We start from the raw sequence: 3,500 nt of genomic DNA on the forward strand, positions 1-3,500 counted from the left end.
CGGGCGCCGACGCGGCGCGTTCGGCGGCCGACGGGGTCCGCGGCGGCGTGGCGCCGGCCTCCGGAACCGGCTCCGCAGCGTCGTCACCGCCGGTCCGCCTGCGCCGTCCGAAGGACCGGCCGGGGGACTCCGTCGTGGCCCAGCGCTCCCGCACGTAGCGGCCCACCGACCCGTCGGGCTGCTCGCCGGAACCGTTCTCACTCACGGGAAACGACGGTAGCCGCGCGGAACCCGGTGGTCGAGGCGCCTCACACCCCCGCGTACGAGTGCAGTCCGGCCACCACCATGTTGATGAAGAACAGGTTGAACACGATCGTGGCGAAGCCGGCCGTGTTGATCCAGGCCGCGGCACCGGAGTTCTTCCACCCCGCGGTGGCCCGGGCGTGCAGGTAGGCGGCGTAGAGCACCCACGCGACGAAGGCCACGGTCTCCTTCGGGTCCCAGCCCCAGAACCGGCCCCAGGCCGCCTCGGCCCACACCGCTCCGGTGATGATGCCGAAGGTGTAGAGCGGGAACGCGAGCACCGTCACGCGGTACGCCAGCCGGTCGAGCGACTCCGCCGACGGCAGCTTCGCGGCCCACGACGCCGGCTTCCCGTTCCGCTTGACCAGGAACAGGAGGCTCGCCACACCGGGCACGAGCAGCAGGCCCGACGCCAGCGTGATCGTCGTGACGTGGATGATGATCCAGTACGACTGCAGGGCCGGGACGACCGGCGCCGCGTCGAGGTAGAGCACGGTGCCGGTGACGAACATGAGCAGCACGACCGGCGTCAGCACGAACACCCCGGCCGGGCGCAGACCCGGGTGCCGGCGCACGAGCACCAGCCACGCCCCGACGGCCATCAGACACAGCGCCGAGGTGAACTCGTACATGTTGCCCAGCGGCCACCGGTAGGCGGCGAAGCCGCGCAGCACGATCGACCCGAGGTGGGTCAGGGCCGCCAGCACCATCAGCGAGATGCCGATCCGGCCGTAGCGGTCGGCACGGGAGCGGCGGCCGTCGTCGGACGGGGGCTCCTCGGGCGCCGCGACCGCCGTGGACCCGGCCCCCACCGGGGCGGGCTCCTCGTTCCGGGCGGCGGCCCGCGCGACGCGCCGGGCCGCGTACTCCAGCGACGCGAACACCAGTGCCAGCAGCAGCACGACGAGCGTCGCCTGGAACAGGCGGTCGCTCCACATCGCGGTGGTCGGGTCGACGAGCATCTCGGGTTAACCGTCCTTCTTGTCCGTCGGGTCGAGCAGCTCGGTCGCGAGCCGGTCGAACTCCTCGCCGTAGCCTGCCCGGTCGGTCCGGGCCAGACCACCGAGGGCGATGTGACCGCCCCCGCCGTCGCGCGGGGACACCCGCACCCAGAACCGGCGACGCGTGACCGACAGCGACAGCGCGAGGCCGCCGACCATCAGTACCGCCGCGGCCAGCACCCAGGACTGGCCGGGGTCGTGGCCCACCTGCAGGTTCACCCACGGGGTCACACCGTCGAACCGGACGACCGTGCCGTCCGGCAGCCGTGTGGTGTCGCCGATCCCGAGCCGCGCCGTCGCGACGGAGCGCAGCTCGCCGTCGTCGATCTTGCTCTGGTCGACGCTGAAGATCGACTGGCCTCGGCCGTCGTCGATGCCGAGGTCACCGAGGAGCACGTCGACGTCGGCGGTCGGCGAGCGCAGGTCCGGGTGCACCGACACCAGCGTGCCCTCGGGGTCGACCGCGCCGGTCGGTGCGAACGTCCCGGTGACGGCGAGCTGCGTGGTGCGCCGCTGCTCCGGGTCGGTGATGCCGGGGCGCTCGAACTTCGTCGCCCCCTCCGACAGCTGGGTGCCGGACTGGTCGACCGGGCGCCACTGCACCTCACCGGTGCGGCTCTGCCCGTCCGGCCAGGTCACCGTGAACTCCGGTGCGTAGCCGTAGCCGGTCAGGTAGACCCGGTCGCCGTCGGTGCGCAGCGGGTGGTTGACCGCGATCTCGTCGGGGCGCCAGGTGCTGACGCCGTCGCGGACGTCCTGCCCGGTCTGGAACCCGACCGAGGCGCCGAAGGTCGACGGCTGGCCGTTCGGCAGCCAGGTGCCGTCGAACCGGTCGACCTTCACGCAGAAGTTGTTGAGGTCGGTGCCGTCGACGCGCAGCCCGGCGCGGAAGCTGTCGTAGCCGAGGATGGAGCTGTTGCAGAACTCGCTGCCGTCGGCGCGGACGATGACGTCGCCCTCGTAGCCGTACATCTTGCCGCCGGCCAGGCCGAGCAGGATGCCGATCAGGCTGAGGTGGAAGACGAGGTTGCCGGTCTCGCGCAGGAACCCCTTCTCCGCCGAGATCGTGCGGGAGCCGTCGTCCTCGGTGCGCTCCACGGTGCGCCAGCCGCGCAGCAGCCGCCGCGCCCTGGCCAGCTCGTCGTCGACGCCCGCGGTCGTGTCGCCCTCGGCGTGGTGCGGCAGCCGTGCCAGGTTGCGCGGGGTCATGACCGGGGGCTGGCGGATCGAGCGCAGGTACTCGCCGGTGCGCGGGAACACGCAGCCGACCAGCGAGATCATCAGCAGCAGGTAGATGGCGGCGAACCACGGGCTCGCGAACACCTCGAACCCGCCGACCGCGTCGATCACCGGCGCGACGGCGGGGTTGTCGCGGTAGAAGTCCTCGACGAGGAACGCGTTCAGCGACCGCTGCGGCAGCAGGGCCCCGGGCATCGCGGCCAGCGCGAGGAGGAACAGCAGGACCAGCGCGGTGCGCATGCTGGTCAGCCCGCGCCAGGTGTTGCGCAGGAACGCCAGCGCGCGGGCGAGCGGCCCGGGCCGCGGCGACGACGGGGGCACGCCGTCCGGTGTCGACACGGACGGCTGCGGCGGGGCGTCGGGCGGGGAGCTCATCAGATCGGCGGGGTGAATCCGGCGATCGAGACCTGCAGCTTGACCAGCCACTGGGACCACAGACCGGACACCAGCAGCGCCCCGACGAGTACCAGCAGCACTCCCCCGGCGATCTGCACCGCCCGGGTGTGGCGGCGCAGCCAGCCCAGCGCGCGGACCGCCCGGGTCGCGCCCAGCGCGATCAGCACGAACGGGATACCGAGCCCGGCGCAGTAGGCCAGGATCAGCACGATCCCGCGCACCGAGCCGCCCCCGGTACCGGCGGCGACGGCGACCACCCCGGCCAGCGTCGGCCCGATGCAGGGCACCCAGCCCAGGCCGAAGACCGCGCCCAGCAGCGGGGCGCCCGCGAGACCGGCCCGCGGCGTCCAGTGCGAGCGGTACTCGCGCTGCAGCGCGGGGATGGCACCGGCGAACGCCAGCCCCATCACGATCATCACGACGCCGCCGATGCGCTGCAGCAGCGCCTCGTTGTCGATGAGGACGTCGGACAGCCACACGACGCCGACCATGATCGCGCCGAACACGACGGTGAACCCGCCGACGAACAGCAGTGCGGCCCCGGCGACCCGCCAGCGGGCGTCGTCCCGGGCCGGCGCGGCGGTCACGGCGGCGGCCCCCGCGACGCCGTCCTGCACACCG

General features: G+C 73.3%; 4 protein-coding genes. All 4 read right to left on the bottom strand.

Translation table 11 applies throughout. The features are described from left to right. Nucleotides 1–205, bottom strand: a 205-nt coding sequence (locus tag GTW08_RS01365) for a hypothetical protein (protein ID WP_161151278.1), incomplete at its 3' end; no start/stop codon positions are given. A gap of 43 nt (nucleotides 206–248) precedes the next feature. Next, a complete protein-coding gene (ccsB, locus tag GTW08_RS01370; protein ID WP_073576559.1) occupies nucleotides 249–1,205 on the bottom strand; it encodes a c-type cytochrome biogenesis protein CcsB in 957 nt (318 codons plus the stop codon). 6 nt (nucleotides 1,206–1,211) lie between these two features. Then, nucleotides 1,212–2,858 (bottom strand): cytochrome c biogenesis protein ResB, encoded by a 1,647-nt coding sequence (locus GTW08_RS01375; RefSeq protein ID WP_073576560.1) that lies wholly within the window; start codon nucleotides 2,856–2,858, stop codon nucleotides 1,212–1,214. Beyond that, the coding region (locus GTW08_RS01380) for a cytochrome c biogenesis CcdA family protein (RefSeq protein ID WP_161151279.1) at nucleotides 2,858–3,500 on the bottom strand (643 nt) is incomplete at its 5' end. The genes GTW08_RS01375 and GTW08_RS01380, both read right to left, overlap by 1 nt.

It is taken from the genome of Pseudonocardia sp. SID8383 (genome assembly GCF_009864975.1).
Lineage (GTDB): Bacteria > Actinomycetota > Actinomycetes > Mycobacteriales > Pseudonocardiaceae > Pseudonocardia > Pseudonocardia alni.

Excerpts from the sequence above, each read along its gene's own strand:
- GTW08_RS01375 (WP_073576560.1), bottom strand. The coding sequence starts at position 2,858 with ATGAGCTCCCCGCCCGACGCCCCGCCGCAGCCGTCCGTGTCGACACCG.
- ccsB (WP_073576559.1), bottom strand. The coding sequence starts at position 1,205 with ATGCTCGTCGACCCGACCACCGCGATGTGGAGCGACCGCCTGTTCCAG.